Raw genomic sequence first — 12,651 nt, 5'->3', positions numbered from 1 at the left:
GTCGTGGTGGGCGTGGTCGCCGTCTGGGCGGGCGGGACGGTCGAGCCGCCGGCCGCGGGGCCGGTGGTGGCCTGGCCGACGACCGGAGCGCCGGTCGTTCCGGCGGCGACCTGGGCGGCGGTGCCGCCCGCGGCGGCCACGGCCGGCGGCGTCATGGAGCCGCCCTTGGAGGCGACCCAGCGCGCGAACTCGGCCTGGGTGACGACGTTGATCTGCAGCGGCATGAAGGCGTGGTCGACGCCGCACAGTTCCGAGCACTGGCCGTAGAAGACGCCGGTGCGCTCGGCCTTGAACCAGGTCTCGTTGACCTTGCCCGGAACCGCGTCGGTCTTCAGACCGAAGGCCGGCAGGGCCACGGCGTGGATCACGTCGGCGGCGGTGACCAGAAGGCGCACGGTCTGGCCGACCGGCACGACCATCGGCTCGTCGGCGGCCAGGCGGTAGGGCACGCCCCGGGCGCGCGCTTCCTCTTCCGGCAGCATGTTGGAGATGTACTCCGCCACGCCCTGGTCCGGATATTCATAAGCCCAGTTCCACTGGTTGCCGGTGACCTTCACCGTCAGGTCCGGCGTCGGCATGTCGTGATAGGCGAACAGCAGGCGGAACGAGAACAGCGAGATGATCAGCAGGATCACCACCGGCGCCACGGTCCAGATGATTTCGATCGCCGTGTTGTGGCTCCAGCGCGCCGGCGTCGGATTCGACTTCTTGTTGTAGCGGATCACGATCCAGACCAGCAGGCCCAGCACCAGCAGGGTGATGGCCGTGATGATCGGCATCAGGATGATGTTGTGGAACCAGATGGCGTCGTGCTTCAGCGGCGACGCCGCCGGCTGAAGGTCGATGCCGCCCGGCGTCGGTTGTCCCATCAAGTCCTGCGCCCAGGTCGGCGCGGCGGAAAAGATCGCCAGGCCAGCGCCAAGAACGGCCGTCGCGACGGCGCCCTTGAGCGTTCCTCGGGCTCCCGTGCCCATCCCCATAAGAGAAGTCCCCATAAAACCGTTCTGCAGCAGATACTTGCGAACGGATCGCAAGTAATCACGCTGGCGCGATTCCCACGCCCGGCGCTGTGGCGTCCCTATCGGATCGTTTTCGGCTTGCCAAGCGAACAACGCCGGCGCGCCCCAATCCCGCCGTTTCCAGGCCGGGATTAAATCGGTGTCATGTTTCGGCAGCTACCTTGCGTGGACAGATACCTTGCCGTACTCAATCTCCATCAAAGGAGAGATCGCGGTGCCTGAAACCATCGAGATACAGCTGAAGAAGGGGGTGCTGGCGCTGTGCGTCCTGTCCCTTCTGAACCGGGCGGACAGCTACGCCTACGAGATCGCCAGCCGCCTGTCGGACGCGATCGATATGGGGGAAGGCACGATCTACCCCCTGATGCGCCGGATGCAGACCGACGGACTGGTGGAGACCTATCTGGTCGAATCGTCGGCGGGGCCGTCGCGCAAATACTACCGCCTGACCGAGGCGGGCCGCACGGCCCTGGTCGCCCAGACCGCCGAGTGGCAAGCCTTCACCCGGGCCGTCGACGCCGTCGTGACGAGCGACGCGGCCCAAGCTCAACCGGAGGGAGCCCAATGACGCGCGCGGAATTCATCGCCCGTCTGAAGAACGGTCTTGTCGGCCTGCCGACCACGACCGCCAACGACATCGTCGCCGACTACGAGGCCCATTTCGAGGACGGCCTGGCCGCCGGCCGCACCGAGGCGGAAGTGGCCGCGGCGCTGGGCGACCCGGGCAGATTGGCCCGCGAACTGAAGGCCGAGGCCGGCATCCAGCGCTGGCATCAGGAAAAGAACCCGTCCGCCGCCGCCGCCGCCGTCTTCGCGGTTCTGGGACTGGGGGCGATCGACATCCTGATCCTGCTGCCCATCCTGATGGGCGTGGTCGGGACGCTGTTCGGCTTCTTCATCGCCGCCATCGCCCTGTTCTTCGCCGGCGGCGCGATCATGGTGGCGGGGCCGATCGCCGGCTTCCCCGGCGGGCCCCTCGCCGCGGTCCTGATGGGTCTGGGCCTGATGGCCGGCGCCGTCTTCATCGGCGCCCTGCTGACCGTCTTCACCATCTGGCTGGTCAACGGCGTCGTCTGGTTCGCCCGCCTGCACTACCGGCTGCTGAAGCCCGCGCTTGAGCCCACGCCGGTCCAATCCACCCCTTTCTCGGGAGCCTCGGCATGATCCGCACACTGTTCATCATCGCCGGCGCCGCCCTGGTGCTGTGCCTGGCGGCCTTGGGCGGCGCCCTGGCCCTGGGCGGCTCCGACCTCCAGCGCCACGGCTGGGCCTGGACCATCCGCGACGAGGACGGCGAGACCGTCCGTTTCGAACGCATCAAGGGCGACGGCGCCGACGATCGGGGGCCGCACGTGACCCGCACCCTGGCGTGGACCGGCGGCCGGACCCTGAGGATCGAGTCCTCCATCGACGTCGATTACGTGCAGGGCGACGCCGCCAACGTCGTCATCTCCGGACCCAAGGGCCTGGCCGACCGGGTCCGGCTGGAGAACGGCCGCCTGTTCCTGACCGAGGGCGACGAGAGCGTCGTGTTCGGCTGGAGCAGTCACGGCGTCAGGGCCCGTGCGGAACGCGACGAACTGCGCGTGACGGTCACCGCGCCCAACCTCGACCGCTTCGAGGTGAACGGCTCGGGCGACCTGAGCATCGCCGGCTATGATCAGCCGGCGCTGGCGATCGACATCGCGGGTTCTTCCGAGGTGCGGGCGTCGGGTCGCACCGACGCCCTGGACCTGAGCATCTCGGGATCGGGCGACGCCGACCTGGAGGACCTGGCGACGGCGACGGCGAAGGTCGACATCGCCGGCTCGGGCGACGCCCGCATCGCCCCGACCGGCGAGACCGCGGTCAGCATCTCAGGCTCGGGCGACGTGGCCCTGACCGACCGGCCTTCCAAGCTGACCACCGACATCGCCGGCTCGGGCGACGTCTATCAGGACTGAGGCCGCCTCCGCCCGCCTGCGCCCTCCCCATGGCCGGACCATGGGGAGGAACGCGCTTGTGACGGGCGATGAGGCCCGCGCGGCGGCGCCATGCCTTCACCCCCTCGCCCATTCCGGCTAAGTCATCCGCCATGACCTCCGCCCCCCTTCCCGACGCCGGCGCCAACTGGGTCGACCGGCACGCGCCGGAGGGGCTGAAGCCCTGGCTGAAGCTGGGGCGGTTCGACCGGCCGATCGGCATCTGGCTGTTGCTGCTGCCCGGCTGGCAGGGGATCGCCCTGGCCCTGGCCCAGTATCGCCAGCCGCCGGGCCTGTATCACCTGTGGCTGTTCGTCGGCTTCGCGATCGGGGCCTGCCTGATGCGGGCCGCGGGCTGCGCCTTCAATGACATCGTCGATCGCGACTTCGACGCACAGGTCGCCCGCACCGCCCAACGCCCGATCCCGTCGGGCCGCATCAGCGTGAAACAGGCCTGGGCCTTCGTCATAGGCTGCAGCCTGGCCAGCCTGCTGATCCTGCTGACCCTGCCGGTCGCGGCCATCCTGCTGGGCGTCGGCTCCCTGGCCCTGGTCGCGGCCTATCCCTTCATGAAGCGGATCACCTGGTGGCCGCAGGCGTGGCTGGGCCTGACCTTCAACTGGGGCGCCCTGATGGGGTTCGCGGCCGCCCTGCCCCTGGCGGCCGCCGCCCTGCTGCCCCCTGAGATGGCCGGCGAGTTCCGCCCCTTCCTGTGGTCCCCGGCGTCGGACGGCGACCATGTCGTGGCCCTGTCCTGGCAGGCCTATGTCCCGGCCGTCCTGCTGTGGCTGGGCGGCGTCTTCTGGACCCTGGGCTACGATACGATCTACGCCCTGCAGGACATCGAGGACGACGCCATGGTGGGGGTGAAGTCGTCGGCGCGGCGTTTGGCCTCGGCGGTGCGTCCCGGCGTCGCCGTCTTCTATGGCGGGGCGGTCGTGCTGGCGGGGGCCGCGGGCCTGGCCGCGGGGCTTGGCCCCGTCTTCTGGCTGGGGCTGGCCGCCTACGCCGCCCATCTGGCCCGTCAGGTCGCGCGCATCGACCGGAACGACCCGGCCCTGGCGCTGCGCCTGTTCAAGTCCAATCGCGAGGCCGGGCTGATCCTGCTCGGCGCCGTCGCTCTCGGTTTCGTCGGCCTGTCATGAAGGAGTTTCGCATGACCCTCCCCGTCCGCACCCTGATCCTGACCGCAGCCGTGGCCGCGAGCCTGGCCGCCTGCCAGCGGCGCGAGGAGAAGGCCGATGCGCCGCCGGCGGCGCCGGCCGCCACGACCCCGGCGACGGCGGGCGCGCCGATGGCCTTCGACGACAAGACCCAGTACGCCAGCGTCAAGCTGACCCTGCCGGCGGCGGTGAAGGGCCAGCCGGACCTGCACGCCCCCATCTATGCGGCGGCGGTGCGCGACCTGAAGCAGTTCGAGGAAGGCGCCCAGGCCGACCTCACCGAGGCCGGCGGCGGCCCCAACCCCTATGAGAAGTCGATCGCCTACGCCGCCGGCGGCGAGACCGCGCGCCTGTTCAGCCTGGCGCGCACCGATTTCGAATACACCGGCGGCGCCCACCCCAACACCAGCTTCGCCGCCGTGCTGTGGGACAAGGCGCAGAAGAAGCGGCTGGGCTTCGGCGACCTGTTCCGGCCCGGCGCGGACCTGTCGGCGCTGGACAAGGCCCTGTGCGACGCCGCCAACGCCGCCAAGCAGGCGCGTTCGCCGGGATCCGAGCGCGCGACCCTGGACGGCAAGATGTGGACCTGCCCCAAGGCCGTCGCCACGCCGTTCGTCCTGGCGCCCGGCCAGACGCCGGGCCAGGCGGGCGGGGTGACCTTCCTGATCGGCGCCTATCAGATCGGCCCCTATTCGGACGGCTACTACTGGGTGACGGTGCCGCAGGCCGCCTTCCGCAGCCTGTTGACGCCCGCCTACGCCGATCAGTTCGGCGGGGCCCCGGCCAAGGCCGGGGACGTGACGCCCCAGGCCGGCTAGTCGGCCAGGAAGGCGTCCAGCGCCTGGGCGAACCGTTCGGGCTGGTCCGCCATGATGAAGTGACGGCTGCCGTCGACGCGGACCAGCTTCGCGCCCGGCAGTGGCGCATACTGGCTGGTCCAGGCCTGATCGGCCTGGGCCGCCGGGGCGCCGCCGTCGGCGTCCGCGGCGTAGAGCACGGTGACCGGCGTGGTCATGGCCGCAAGACCGGGCCGGGCGTCGGTCAGAAGGACGTCGCGCATGGCCGAGGCCATGGCGCGCCGGTCCGAGCCGGTGGTCCAGTCGACCAGCCGCTGGCGCAACGCCGGGTCCCGGGTCATGCCCTGGGCGCTGCCGACCTGGGCCGCGCGGAAGGCGTCGTCTGACAGGGTCAGCAGGCTCTGGGCGGTCTGCTCCGCCGCGGGGCGCATGGCCTCGACCGTCACCTGCGGGCCGCGCAGGGCGCCGAAGAAGGGCAGGCTGTCGACGCTCATCAGCCGGCCGACCGCCTCGGGATGCTGCTGCGCCAGGACCAGGCCGACCAGGGCGCCCATGGAGTGGCCCACCAGGGCCGGCCGCTCCAGCCCCTGGGTCCGGGCATAGCGGTCCAGTTCGTCGACGACCGGCTGGACGAAGGCCCCGTCGCCGTGGCTCCAGGGCTCGCCCGCGAAGCCCGCCAGCTGGACCAGATGGACGCGGTGCGTCGCCTTCAGACGCTCGGCCGTCACCCGCCAGACCTCGCGCGAGCAGCCGAAACCGGGGATCAGGATCACGTCTGGGCCCTGGCCGATCACCTCGACCGACAGCCGGTCCGAGACGAAGGGCGTGGTCGCCGGGGCCGTGAGGCGGGCTGCGTCCTGGGCCAGGGCGGCGCTGACGCCGACGGCCATGGAGGGGGCGCAGATCGCCAGACCGAGCAGGGCGACGCGCAGGCGCGGGCGCGCCTTGAAGAAGGCGTTGAGCATCGGATGTCTCCTTGGTGGAAAGGGTGCGGGCGCGCCGTCAGGCGTGCGGATTTTCGAAGATGTCCTCGACCGGCCGGTCGAACGTCGCGGCGATGCGATAGGCCAGGTCCAGAGAGGGATCGTGCCGCTCGGTCTCCAGGGCGATCACCGCCTGGCGGGACACGCCCAGGGCCTGGCCCAGCTGCTCCTGGGTCCAGCCGCGTTCGACGCGCAGCAGCTTCAGTCGGTTCTTCATCAGTTCGACGCCCGGATGAAGGGCGACACCACGCCATAGGCCGCCCAGAACAGCGGGTAGATCAGCCAGGCGGGCAGATGCGGCGCGCCGGCGAAGCTTTCGCCGAAGCCCCAGAAGACCGCCACGGCCATGGCCCCGCCCGCCGCCAGGATGAACTGTTTGGCGGTCACGGCGCGCACGAACTCGTCGCTTTCGCGCATGAGGGACAGGGTCGCCCAGATCTGGCCGATGACCGGCGCAGCCACGGCCGCCGCCAGCACCCAGCCCGCCGGCTTGTCCATGACCTCGTCAAAGGCGTCGGTGGTCATCATGGCGATGCAGATGGCGACATAGGGAACCATGAAGGCCATGGTCCGAACGAGATATCGCTTGTGGGCGGGGGTCCCGCCTTTCCAGGCCGACAGCATGGGCGTTCTCCTTGTGTAAGGTGAACATGACATGCGCACGATGTTAGGTCAACATTACTTTTTGTAAGGCTGTCATGACAGGGCGCCCCGCCCTATCCACCGCACGGTGAAGCGCATACACAGGGTCATGGCCATCGCCGATCCCGCCGCCTTCATTCGCGAGAACACGCGGCTTCAGCCCGTGCCCCACGCGCCCGAAATCTCGCTGTGGCTGGCGGATGAGGTCACGCCCATCTGGCGCATGACGGAGGAGGAGCTGGGCGAGATGGGCCTGCCGCCGCCGTTCTGGGCCTTCGCCTGGGCGGGCGGGCAGGCGCTGGCGCGCTATGTGCTGGATCACCCGCTCGAGGTCGCGGGCAAGCGCGTGCTGGACTTCGCCGCCGGGTCGGGCCTGGTCGGCGTGGCGGCGATGAAGGCGGGCGCCGCGGACTGTCTGTGCGCCGACATCGATCCCTTCTGCGAAGCCGCCGTGGCCGCCAACGCTCGCGCCAATGCGGTGGCCCTGACCTTCGTCGGCCACGACCTGCTGCAGGCGCCGCCGCCGGACGTGGACGTCATCTGCGCGGGCGACATCTGCTATGAGAAGCCGATGACCGACGCCGTCCTGTCCTGGCTGGGCCGGGCGCGCGAGCGGGGCGTCCGCGTGCTGATCGGCGACCCCGGCCGCACCTACTTCCCGCGCACCGGCCTGGACTTCCTGGCGGAATATCAGGTGCCGACGACGCGGGAGCTGGAGGACCTGGAGGTCAAGCGGTCGTCGGTCTGGGCGATGCCGTGACGCCCAGGTTCCATCTGCCCTTTGACCGTCATTCCGGGCGTCCGCAGGACAAACCCGGAACCCGGAGGCTGCGGTCCTGGGTTCCGGGTTCTTCGCTTCGCTCAGCCCCGGAATGACGCTCCAGAAGCGCCAGCCGCCGGCTGTCGGTTGAACCTAGTGGGCGGCCGGGCGCGCGGCCTCGGCCTTTTCCGCCTGCCCGCGATGGCGGCCTTCGGCGAATTCCTCGATCATCTTGGCGTTGAAGGCGGGGATGTCGTCGGGATTGCGGCTGGTGACCAGGCCGTCGTCCACCACCACTTCCTCGTCCACCACCGTCGCGCCGGCGTTGCGCAGGTCAGTGCGGATGCTGGGATAGCCGGTCAGGGTGCGGCCCTCGACCACGCCCGCCTCGATCAGCAGCCACGGCGCGTGGCAGATGGCGGCCACGGGCTTGCCCGCGTCGAAGAAGGCGCGAACGAACTTCACCGCGTCCTCGTCGGCGCGCAGCTGGTCCGGATTGGCCACGCCGCCCGGCAGCATCAGCGCCGAATAGGCCGAGGCGTCCACGCCCGCCACCGCCTTGTCGGCCGTGATCTTGTCGCCCGGGGTCAGGTGGTTGAAGCCCTGGAAGTCGCCGGCCTTCAGCGAGACGATCTCGACGGCGGCGCCGGCGTCCCGCAGCGCCTTCACCGGCTCGGTGAGTTCGATCAGTTCGACGCCGTCGGTGGCCAGGACGGCGACGGTCTTTCCGGAAAGGGACTGGGCCATGGGAGCGCTCCATTCGGTTGGGGAAATGAGCCAGAGAAACCCGCCGGCGCGGGCCGGGTTGCGGCTCCGCTTGGAGGAAATCGGCCCGACGCCCATATTCCGTTCATGCGAAGCCTGCCGATCCTGACGACGCTGCTCCTGACGGCCTCGGTCGCCGCCGCACCGGCGACCGCCCAGACCTGGCGGCCCTATCAACCGCCGTATGGGGCCTATCCCGGCGGCGCGCCGGGGGCGATCGCCGACCAGCATCGCTATGAGAACGAACGCCTGCGCAACCAAGCGCAGGCCAACGCCGCCCTGGCGCGCCAGCAGCAGCTTGAGACCCAGCTTCGCCGCCAGGGGCTCGAGGCCGCGCGCCGACGGACCGATCCTGGCGTGCCCCCGCCCCGCCCCCTGTATTCGCCCGAACAGGAGCGTGCGTTGCGCGAAGGCGCGCAGCAGCGCCGGGCCCGCACCTCCGCCGGCGTCGGCCAGATCGACGACTGGCTGGATCGTCCCAACTGACGCATCCCTTCCCCTCGATCCGCGTTCCGGCCTAGCTTCAGGTCGGAGATGGAGGGACGACATGCGTTGGCAGGGCGGAAGAACCGGCGGCGGCGGGATCGAGGACCGGCGCGGCCTGGGCGGCGGCGCCATCGCTGGCGGCGGCCTCGGCGTCGGGGTGCTGGCCATCATCGGCTATCTGGTGTTCGGCATCGACCCGTCGACCACGACGCAGCTGGCCAGCCAGTTCGGCGGCGTCGGCGCGCAGGAACAGCAGGGCCAGACCGGCACGCCCGAAGACCAGGCCGGGCGTTTCGTCGACGTGATCGGCGGCAACATCAACGACGTCTGGACCGGGCGGCTGGGCGGCTACCAGCAGCCCAGGGTCGTCATCTACGAACAGGGCACTTCGACCGGCTGCGGCTATGGCCAGTCCGCCATGGGGCCTTTCTATTGCCCGAGCGACCGCACCGTCTATCTGGACCTCGGCTTCTGGCGGGAGCTGGAGCGGCTGGGCGGATCCGACGCCGACTTCGCCAAAGCCTATGTCATCGCCCACGAGTTCGGGCACCACGTCCAGACCCTGAGCGGGACGTCGGAGCAGGTGCGCCAGGCGCAGCAGCGCGCGCGCGGCGAGGCCGAGGCCAACCAGTATTCCGTCGCCCTGGAGCTTCAGGCCGACTGCTACGCCGGCGTCTGGGCCGCCAACGCCTCGAGCGCGTCGAACGGCGCGGTGGCGCTGGAGCCTGGCGACTTCGAGGCGGGGATGAAGACCGCCCAGGCCATCGGCGACGACGCCCTGCAGAGCGGCGCCGGCCGCCGGGTCTCTCCGGAAAGCTTCACCCACGGCTCCTCGGCCCAGCGGGTGGAGTGGTTGCAGCGGGGCTACCAGTCCGGCGATCCGTCCGCCTGCGACACCTTCAGCGGCGCCTGACCGGCCCGCCCACGGTGATGTCCATCGGGCTGGAGGCGAAAAGGCGCGGTCCCCCGAGATCGAGCGCCACGCGCCGCCCCTCGAAGGCCTCCATGCCGATCAAGGCCTTGGGGAAGCCGGGCACGCTGACGTCGTCGTAGATGGCCACGTCGGCCTGCCGGTACATGTCGTCGCCGATGGTCAGGGTGCGGGCGACCGTCGTCTCGGCGCGCACCACACCGCCCAGCACGATGCTCTGGCCTGGCCGCCTCTCACGCCCGTCGAACAGGCCCGCCGCCCGCGCCGTTTCGCGCGTCAGGGCCAGGACCGCCGAGGCGCCGGTGTCCACCACGGCCTGGACCTCGGCGCCCTCCACCGTGATCGCCGCCTGAAGGGCGCGGCCCTTGCGGGTGACGGCGATCGGCCGCACCTCCGCCGACGGCGTCCAGCCTTCGCGGCCGGACAGCCGCAACCGCCGCTCGGGCGTGTCGAGCTCCAGCACCAGGTGGCGCAGCACGTCCTGGCCCAGGATCAGGGGAGCGGCCAGGCCCTGCGGCCCCGCCAGCGGCCCCAATCCCAGGATGGCCGCGCGCAAGCCCTCCAGCCTCAGTTCGCCGACGGCGACGTCCAGCGTCGTGCCGCGCCCGACCTGGGCGTCGCCGCCCACGCCATAGGCGACCATCGGCAGGGTGAAGACGTCGGTCAGGCCCAGGCTCTCGAACAGGGAGCGATCGATGACCGAATACTGGGCCCCGGAATCGATCAGCGCCCGCACCGGCGTTCCGTTCACGGTCGTCGCGACCGTGGGCGTCGTGGCGCGCGGTTCGGCGTAGGGCAGCCAGCCGGTCGATCCCTGCGCCGGCAGCACGATGTCGGGTTCGCGCCACAGCACATAGTCGCGGACCCACCAGGCCCCGCCCAGACCCGCGCCCAGAAGACCGAGGCGGATCAGAAGGTCACGTCTTCTCATGGCCCTGACATGGACCGTCCCGGACCGAACCGCCAGCGTCGCCATGGTCGCAAGCAAAGGCGCGCGCCGCCACGGGCACGAAGCTTCCATTCCGACGGCGATCGCCGCGAGGAACGTGGCGCGGTTTCGCCACGGCGACGCAATAGGCGACAAATTCGTCCAGAAACCGGATGACGGCCGTCGTCGGCATGGCTAGGAACCACGATCATGACGACCTCCAGCGCCCGTTACGTCTCGACCCGGGGCCAGGCCCCCGAAACCGATTTCGCCGACGCCCTGTTGCGGGGCATCGCGCCCGACGGCGGCCTTTACATGCCCACGGGCTGGCCCGCCCTGTCGGCCGACGCCTGGTCGCAGGGCGGCGACTATAAGGCGATCGCCCTTGCGGCGATCGCGCCCTTCATCGGCGACGCCCTGCCCGCGGGCGCGCTGGACCGCGCCCTGGACCGGCTGACCGCCGGTTTCAACCACGCCGCCGTCACGCCGCTGGTGGAGCTGGAGCCCGGCCTGTTCGTGCTGGAGCTGTTTCACGGCCCGACCGCCGCCTTCAAGGACCTGGCGATGCAGCTGGTCGCGTCCCTGACGGACGGGGCCCTGGCGGCCTCGGGCGAGCGTCTGACCATACTGACCGCCACCTCGGGCGACACCGGCGCGGCGGCCGTGCGCGCCTTCGCCGGGGCCCGGTCGGTCGATCTGGTCGTGCTGCACCCGTTGGACCGCGTCTCGCCGGTGCAGCGTCGCCAGATGACGACGGTGCAGGCCGACAACGTCCTGAACCTGGCCGTGCGCGGCGACTTCGACGACTGCCAGCGGCTGGTGAAGGGCCTGCTGGCCGAGGACTCCCTGCGCGAGCGGGGCCGGCTGTCGTCGGTGAATTCGATCAACTGGGCGCGACTAGCGGGCCAGATCCCCTATTATGTCAGCGCCACCGCCCAGCTGGGCCGATCCGCCGCCTTCGTGGTGCCGACAGGGAACTTCGGCGACGCCTTCGCCGGTGTCGCCGCGCGGAAGATGGGCCTGCCGGCGAACGGCTTCGTCGCCGCCGTGAACCAGAACGACGCCCTGGCCCGGGCCATCAACGACGGAGTCTATTCGCGTCGCCCGGCCGTCGAAAGCGGCAGCGTCTCCATGGACGTGCAGGCGCCGTCGAACTTCGAGCGTCTGGTGTTCGAAGCAACCGGACGCGACGCCGATCGCACCCGCGCGGTGTTCGAGACCTTCGCCCGCGACGGCGCCGTCGTGTTCGATCCGGATCTGCTGAAGGCGCTGCGCGCCGAGGTGTCCGCAGTGTCGATCAGCGAGACGGAGACCCGGGCCGAGATCGCCCATGCGCACGAAACCTGGGGCCGGGTCATCTGCCCGCACACGGCGGTGGCCCTGGCCGTCGCCCGCCGTCAGGACCGTTCCAACGGGCCGGTGGTCGCGCTGTCCACCGCCCACCCCTCGAAGTTCGGGGGATTTGTCGGCGAGGTGCTGGGCCTCCAGCCCGAGCCCGCACCCGTCATCGCCGCCCTGGGCGACCAAAAGGAGAGGATGACGGTGGTGGACGGAAACTTCGAGGCTGCACTAGGGGCCGTCACGGCCTTCACCGGGAAGCGCTGAGCGCTTCCCGGTTCAAAACGCCTGGTCTCCCGGCTGGGGAGCGCCGATTGCGCTTACCGGCGGCGCATGCCGCGCGACGCCAGACCGGCCAGCAGCAGGCCTACGCCCGCGACCGACAGCGTCGTCAGCAGGGGCTTCTGGCGCGCAGCCGCAGCGACTTCGCGCGCCTTGGGCCGATAGTTGGCCGGCGCCTTTTCGACCAGACGGTCGACGGCGTCCATGGCCTTGCCGAACTGTTCCAGCGACCGGCCCTTGGCGTCGTTGTACGCGCCTTCGACCTGAAGCTTCTGGTCGCCCAGAACCTTGCCCAAGCCCTTCTGGGCCTTGCCCTCGGCCTGGGCGGCGGCGCCGTTGGCGAATTGATCAGTCATGTTGAAAACCTCTTCCTCGGGGAGGACGACGCCCCCAGGCGCCATCACACGGTCAAGCGCGACCCAAGCCTATCGGTTCCCGCGACGCGTCGCCTCAGTCCAGCGGCTGGGGCCGGGTCACGACCGGCGCGTTCGGGTCCGTCTGCGCCGGGCGGGCGACGGTCGGCGCCGGCGTGCTGGGAACCACGACCAGCGGCGCCGTCTCGATGGCGGGCGGCGGCGGCGTCTCGGCCTGCGACG

The 12,651-nt window shown here is 70.7% G+C and carries 16 protein-coding genes; 9 read left to right on the top strand and 7 right to left on the bottom strand.

Translation table 11 applies throughout. From position 1 onward, the window contains the following. Positions 1 to 869, bottom strand: an 869-nt coding sequence (gene coxB, locus ACE3PU_RS09915) for a cytochrome c oxidase subunit II (protein ID WP_374389234.1), incomplete at its 3' end; no start/stop codon positions are given. 364 nt (positions 870 to 1,233) lie between these two features. Here coxB and ACE3PU_RS09910 point away from each other — a divergent pair. From ACE3PU_RS09910 to ACE3PU_RS09890, 5 genes are all read left to right on the top strand, one after another. Then, on the top strand, positions 1,234 to 1,587 hold the full coding sequence (locus ACE3PU_RS09910) for a PadR family transcriptional regulator (RefSeq protein WP_374389229.1): 354 nt from the start codon (positions 1,234 to 1,236) through the stop codon (positions 1,585 to 1,587). Then, on the top strand, positions 1,584 to 2,183 hold the full coding sequence (locus ACE3PU_RS09905) for a DUF1700 domain-containing protein (protein ID WP_374389227.1): 600 nt from the start codon (positions 1,584 to 1,586) through the stop codon (positions 2,181 to 2,183). Before ACE3PU_RS09910 ends, ACE3PU_RS09905 begins: the two co-directional genes overlap by 4 nt. Beyond that, positions 2,180 to 2,962: a GIN domain-containing protein gene (locus tag ACE3PU_RS09900; protein ID WP_374389225.1), complete on the top strand. Its 783-nt coding sequence runs from the start codon at positions 2,180 to 2,182 to the stop codon at positions 2,960 to 2,962. The genes ACE3PU_RS09905 and ACE3PU_RS09900 overlap by 4 nt, the downstream gene beginning before the upstream one ends. Positions 2,963 to 3,093: 131 nt before the next feature. Next, positions 3,094 to 4,125, top strand: coding sequence for a UbiA family prenyltransferase (locus tag ACE3PU_RS09895; protein WP_374389223.1), 1,032 nt, complete (start codon positions 3,094 to 3,096; stop codon positions 4,123 to 4,125). 11 nt (positions 4,126 to 4,136) lie between these two features. Then, positions 4,137 to 4,961, top strand: a complete 825-nt coding sequence (locus tag ACE3PU_RS09890; RefSeq protein WP_374389221.1) for a DUF3298 domain-containing protein — start codon at positions 4,137 to 4,139, stop codon at positions 4,959 to 4,961. Here the strand turns inward: ACE3PU_RS09890 and ACE3PU_RS09885 are convergent. Genes ACE3PU_RS09885 through ACE3PU_RS09875 form a run of 3 tightly spaced genes read right to left on the bottom strand, consistent with a single transcriptional unit; the run spans position 4,958 to position 6,547 of the window. Further along, positions 4,958 to 5,905: an alpha/beta fold hydrolase gene (locus tag ACE3PU_RS09885; RefSeq protein ID WP_374389219.1), complete on the bottom strand. Its 948-nt coding sequence runs from the start codon at positions 5,903 to 5,905 to the stop codon at positions 4,958 to 4,960. The two genes, ACE3PU_RS09890 and ACE3PU_RS09885, sit on opposite strands and share 4 nt — an antisense overlap. Positions 5,906 to 5,942: 37 nt before the next feature. Further along, positions 5,943 to 6,140 (bottom strand): helix-turn-helix transcriptional regulator, encoded by a 198-nt coding sequence (locus ACE3PU_RS09880; RefSeq protein ID WP_287898158.1) that lies wholly within the window; start codon positions 6,138 to 6,140, stop codon positions 5,943 to 5,945. Beyond that, entirely contained in the window at positions 6,140 to 6,547 is a 408-nt protein-coding gene (locus ACE3PU_RS09875) for a hypothetical protein (RefSeq protein WP_374389217.1), read from the bottom strand. The genes ACE3PU_RS09880 and ACE3PU_RS09875 overlap by 1 nt, the downstream gene beginning before the upstream one ends. A 127-nt stretch (positions 6,548 to 6,674) precedes the next feature. Here ACE3PU_RS09875 and ACE3PU_RS09870 point away from each other — a divergent pair, with 127 nt between their 5' ends. After that, on the top strand, positions 6,675 to 7,325 hold the full coding sequence (locus tag ACE3PU_RS09870; protein ID WP_374389236.1) for a methyltransferase: 651 nt from the start codon (positions 6,675 to 6,677) through the stop codon (positions 7,323 to 7,325). A gap of 153 nt (positions 7,326 to 7,478) precedes the next feature. On the opposite strand, the gene ACE3PU_RS09865 is transcribed toward ACE3PU_RS09870, so the two are convergent. After that, positions 7,479 to 8,072: a type 1 glutamine amidotransferase domain-containing protein gene (locus ACE3PU_RS09865; protein WP_374389215.1), complete on the bottom strand. Its 594-nt coding sequence runs from the start codon at positions 8,070 to 8,072 to the stop codon at positions 7,479 to 7,481. Between the two features lie 105 nt (positions 8,073 to 8,177). Between ACE3PU_RS09865 and ACE3PU_RS09860 the strand changes: the two genes are divergently transcribed. Beyond that, positions 8,178 to 8,576 (top strand): hypothetical protein, encoded by a 399-nt coding sequence (locus ACE3PU_RS09860; protein WP_374389213.1) that lies wholly within the window; start codon positions 8,178 to 8,180, stop codon positions 8,574 to 8,576. Between the two features lie 61 nt (positions 8,577 to 8,637). After that, complete coding sequence (locus ACE3PU_RS09855; RefSeq protein WP_374389211.1) at positions 8,638 to 9,489, top strand: neutral zinc metallopeptidase; 852 nt, start codon at positions 8,638 to 8,640, stop codon at positions 9,487 to 9,489. Here the strand turns inward: ACE3PU_RS09855 and ACE3PU_RS09850 are convergent. Beyond that, positions 9,476 to 10,438 (bottom strand): retropepsin-like aspartic protease, encoded by a 963-nt coding sequence (locus tag ACE3PU_RS09850; RefSeq protein WP_374389209.1) that lies wholly within the window; start codon positions 10,436 to 10,438, stop codon positions 9,476 to 9,478. The two genes, ACE3PU_RS09855 and ACE3PU_RS09850, sit on opposite strands and share 14 nt — an antisense overlap. Positions 10,439 to 10,645: 207 nt before the next feature. Here ACE3PU_RS09850 and thrC point away from each other — a divergent pair, with 207 nt between their 5' ends. Further along, positions 10,646 to 12,040: a threonine synthase gene (thrC, locus tag ACE3PU_RS09845; protein WP_374389207.1), complete on the top strand. Its 1,395-nt coding sequence runs from the start codon at positions 10,646 to 10,648 to the stop codon at positions 12,038 to 12,040. 53 nt (positions 12,041 to 12,093) lie between these two features. Here thrC and ACE3PU_RS09840 read toward each other — a convergent pair whose 3' ends face one another. Next, the gene (locus ACE3PU_RS09840) at positions 12,094 to 12,411 is read right to left on the bottom strand and encodes a CsbD family protein (protein WP_374389205.1); all 318 of its coding nucleotides are present in this window, start codon (positions 12,409 to 12,411) and stop codon (positions 12,094 to 12,096) included. Between the last annotated feature and the right edge of the window lie 240 nt (positions 12,412 to 12,651).

The sequence above is a fragment of the Brevundimonas sp. genome (genome assembly GCF_041911375.1).
Lineage (GTDB): Bacteria > Pseudomonadota > Alphaproteobacteria > Caulobacterales > Caulobacteraceae > Brevundimonas.
Note: the sequence above shows the minus strand (reverse complement) of the source record. Positions and strands in the feature narration are given on the sequence as shown.

Bases quoted from the DNA above. Each gene is read 5' to 3' on its own strand.
- thrC (WP_374389207.1), top strand. From the start codon at position 10,646: ATGACGACCTCCAGCGCCCGTTACGTCTCGACCCGGGGCCAGGCCCCC.
- ACE3PU_RS09895 (WP_374389223.1), top strand. From the start codon at position 3,094: ATGACCTCCGCCCCCCTTCCCGACGCCGGCGCCAACTGGGTCGACCGG.
- ACE3PU_RS09890 (WP_374389221.1), top strand. From the start codon at position 4,137: ATGACCCTCCCCGTCCGCACCCTGATCCTGACCGCAGCCGTGGCCGCG.
- ACE3PU_RS09900 (WP_374389225.1), top strand. From the start codon at position 2,180: ATGATCCGCACACTGTTCATCATCGCCGGCGCCGCCCTGGTGCTGTGC.
- ACE3PU_RS09875 (WP_374389217.1), bottom strand. From the start codon at position 6,547: ATGCTGTCGGCCTGGAAAGGCGGGACCCCCGCCCACAAGCGATATCTC.
- ACE3PU_RS09865 (WP_374389215.1), bottom strand. From the start codon at position 8,072: ATGGCCCAGTCCCTTTCCGGAAAGACCGTCGCCGTCCTGGCCACCGAC.
- ACE3PU_RS09870 (WP_374389236.1), top strand. From the start codon at position 6,675: ATGGCCATCGCCGATCCCGCCGCCTTCATTCGCGAGAACACGCGGCTT.
- ACE3PU_RS09855 (WP_374389211.1), top strand. From the start codon at position 8,638: ATGCGTTGGCAGGGCGGAAGAACCGGCGGCGGCGGGATCGAGGACCGG.
- ACE3PU_RS09905 (WP_374389227.1), top strand. From the start codon at position 1,584: ATGACGCGCGCGGAATTCATCGCCCGTCTGAAGAACGGTCTTGTCGGC.
- ACE3PU_RS09860 (WP_374389213.1), top strand. From the start codon at position 8,178: ATGCGAAGCCTGCCGATCCTGACGACGCTGCTCCTGACGGCCTCGGTC.
- ACE3PU_RS09880 (WP_287898158.1), bottom strand. From the start codon at position 6,140: ATGAAGAACCGACTGAAGCTGCTGCGCGTCGAACGCGGCTGGACCCAG.
- ACE3PU_RS09840 (WP_374389205.1), bottom strand. From the start codon at position 12,411: ATGACTGATCAATTCGCCAACGGCGCCGCCGCCCAGGCCGAGGGCAAG.
- ACE3PU_RS09885 (WP_374389219.1), bottom strand. From the start codon at position 5,905: ATGCTCAACGCCTTCTTCAAGGCGCGCCCGCGCCTGCGCGTCGCCCTG.
- ACE3PU_RS09850 (WP_374389209.1), bottom strand. From the start codon at position 10,438: ATGAGAAGACGTGACCTTCTGATCCGCCTCGGTCTTCTGGGCGCGGGT.